Source organism: Streptomyces viridosporus (genome assembly GCF_002078235.1).
In the GTDB taxonomy this organism is placed as follows: Bacteria; Actinomycetota; Actinomycetes; order Streptomycetales; family Streptomycetaceae; genus Streptomyces; species Streptomyces viridosporus.
In genome coordinates, this window is the sequence record NZ_MSGP01000507.1 from 1 (window position 1) to 2,773 (window position 2,773).

The 2,773-nt window shown below is 72.3% G+C and carries 2 protein-coding genes; one reads left to right on the top strand and one right to left on the bottom strand.

Annotated elements, in window-relative coordinates; genetic code table 11:
- A partial coding sequence (locus B7L92_RS30675) for an ABC transporter permease (RefSeq protein ID WP_438364034.1) occupies positions 1-788 on the top strand: 788 nt, incomplete at its 5' end.
- Between the two features lie 247 nt (positions 789-1,035).
- Here the strand turns inward: B7L92_RS30675 and B7L92_RS30680 are convergent.
- The gene (locus tag B7L92_RS30680) at positions 1,036-2,679 is read right to left on the bottom strand and encodes a DNA repair helicase XPB (protein ID WP_081240600.1); all 1,644 of its coding nucleotides are present in this window, start codon (positions 2,677-2,679) and stop codon (positions 1,036-1,038) included.
- Positions 2,680-2,773: the final 94 nt, after the last annotated feature.

Consider the following 2,773-nt stretch of genomic DNA (forward strand, 5'->3'; position numbering starts at 1 on the left):
GCCCGACCCGGTTCTCCCTCGCCGTGCGCGACTCGTCCACGATGGTGCGCCGCAACCTCCTGCACGCGCGGCGCTACCCGTCCCTCACGCTGAACCTGCTGCTCACGCCGATCATGCTGCTGCTGCTCTTCGTGTACGTCTTCGGCGACACGATGAGCGCGGGACTGGGCGGGGGCGGCCGTTCCGCGTACGTCGCCTACCTCGTCCCCGGCCTGCTGCTGATGACCATCGGCAGCACCGCGATCGGCACCGCGGTCTCCGTGTCCATGGACATGACGGAGGGAATCGTGTCCCGCTTCCGCACGATGGCCATCCACCGGGGCTCGGTGCTCATCGGGCACGTGGTCGGCAGTGTGCTGAAGTCGGTCCTGAGCGTGGTCGTCGTGGGCGCGGTCGCCGTGGCGATCGGCTTCCGCCCGACGGACGCCACGGCACCGGAGTGGCTGGCCGCCTTCGGTCTGCTCGTCCTGTTCGCCACGGCGCTCACCTGGATCGCGGTCGGCATGGGGCTGGCCGCCCCCAACGCCGAGGCCGCCAGCAACAACGCGACCCCGCTGATCCTGCTGCCGCTCCTGTCCAGCGCCTTCGTCCCGGTCGACGGGATGCCGGGCTGGTTCCGGCCGGTCGCCGAATACCAGCCGTTCACGCCCGCCGTCGAGACCCTGCGCGGGCTGCTGCTCGGCAGTGGGATCGGCCACCACGGGTGGCTGGCCGTGGCCTGGGGCCTGGGGCTGGTGGTGCTCGGCTGGTGCTGGTCGACCGCCGCCTTCGCCCGCGACCCGAAGTGAGGACCGGCCCTCGGGCGGCGCGCTCCGACGAGGCGTCGGTGCGCGCCGCCCGACCGCCGTCCCCGGCACCCCGTCCCCCGGCGGCCTCCTCACGGTGGGCACCTGCGCCGCCTCCTGGCTGCTGCCCTGGACCCGGCACTGGTCGGTGCCGCGCGTGTCCGGCCGGCCCGTCGCCGCTGCCCCGGCTGTGCGTCCCGGCGCCGGTGCCCCACCTCCCCGAAGGGCGACGCACGCCCGCCGGGCGCACTCAGCTCCCGGCGAGGATCTCGTCCGCGTCCACGATCCGGTACGCGTACCCCTGCTCCGCCAGGAACCGCTGGCGGTGCGCCGCGAAGTCCTGGTCGATGGTGTCCCGGGCGACCACGGAGTAGAAGTGGGCCTGGTGCCCGTCGGCCTTCGGCCGCAGCACCCGGCCGAGCCGCTGGGCCTCCTCCTGCCGCGACCCGAAGGTGCCCGACACCTGGACGGCCACCGTCGCCTCCGGCAGGTCGACCGAGAAGTTCGCGACCTTGGACACCACCAGCACGCTGATCTCGCCCTGCCGGAAGGCCTCGAACAGCTTCTCCCGCTGGGCGTTCGACGTCTCGCCCTTGATCACCGGTGCGCCCAGGTGCTCGCCCAGCTCGTCGAGCTGGTCGATGTACTGCCCGATGACGAGGATCTGCTGCCCGGCGAAGCGCCGGACGATCGCCTCCGTCACCTTCCGCTTGGTCGCGGTCGTCGCGCAGAACCGGTACTTCTCCTCCGTCTCGGCGGTGGCGTACGCCAGCCGCTCGGAGTCGGTGAGGTTGACCCGGACCTCCACGCAGTCGGCGGGCGCGATGTAGCCCTGCGCCTCGATCTCCTTCCACGGCGCGTCGAACCGCTTCGGCCCGATCAGCGAGAACACGTCCGACTCGCGGCCGTCCTCGCGCACCAGCGTCGCGGTCAGCCCGAGCCGCCGCCGGGCCTGCAGGTCCGCCGTGAACTTGAAGACGGGGGCGGGCAGCAGGTGCACCTCGTCGTAGACGATCAGGCCCCAGTCCCGGGAGTCGAACAGCTCCAGGTGGGGGTAGACGCCCTTCCGCCGGGTCGTCAGCACCTGGTAGGTGGCGATGGTGACGGGGCGGATCTCCTTCCTCGTCCCGCTGTACTCGCCGATCTCGTCCTCGGTCAGCGAGGTCCGCTTCACCAGCTCGTGCTTCCACTGCCGGGCCGAGACGGTGTTGGTGACCAGGATCAGCGTGGTGGACTGCGCCTGCGCCATCGAACCGGCACCGACCAGCGTCTTGCCCGCGCCGCAGGGGAGGACGACCACACCGGAGCCGCCGTGCCAGAAGTTCTCCACGGCCTGCTTCTGGTACGGCCTGAGCGCCCAGCCGTCCTCGCGCAGCTCGATCGGGTGCGCCTCGCCGTCCACGTACCCGGCGAGGTCCTCGGCGGGCCAGCCCAGCTTCAGCAGCACCTGCTTGATCTGCCCGCGCTCCGAGGGGTGCACGACGACGGTGTCCGGGTCGATCCGGGCGCCGACGAGCGGGGCGATCCGCTTCGAGCGCAGCACCTCCTCCAGCACCGGCCGGTCGGTGCTGGTGAGGACGAGCCCGTGCGCCGGGTGCTTGACCAGGCTGAGCCGGCCGTAGCGGTCCATCGTGTCGGCGATGTCCACCAGCAGCGCGTGCGGCACCGGGTAGCGGCTGTACTGCACCAGCGCGTCGACGACCTGCTCGGCGTCGTGCCCGGCCGCCCGCGCGTTCCACAGGCCGAGCGGGGTCACCCGGTAGGTGTGGATGTGCTCGGGGGCCCGCTCCAGCTCGGCGAACGGCGCGATGGCGCGACGGCAGTCGTCGGCCTGCTCGTGGTCGACCTCGAGGAGCAGGGTCTTGTCGGACTGGACGATGAGCGGACCATTCACGCGCGGCTGCCTTTCTGCGACGGGCTCGGCACGGGCACTACACGGCCAAACGTCCAGTCTGCCCGACGGCCCGCGCCCGGCGCCCCGGGCGGAC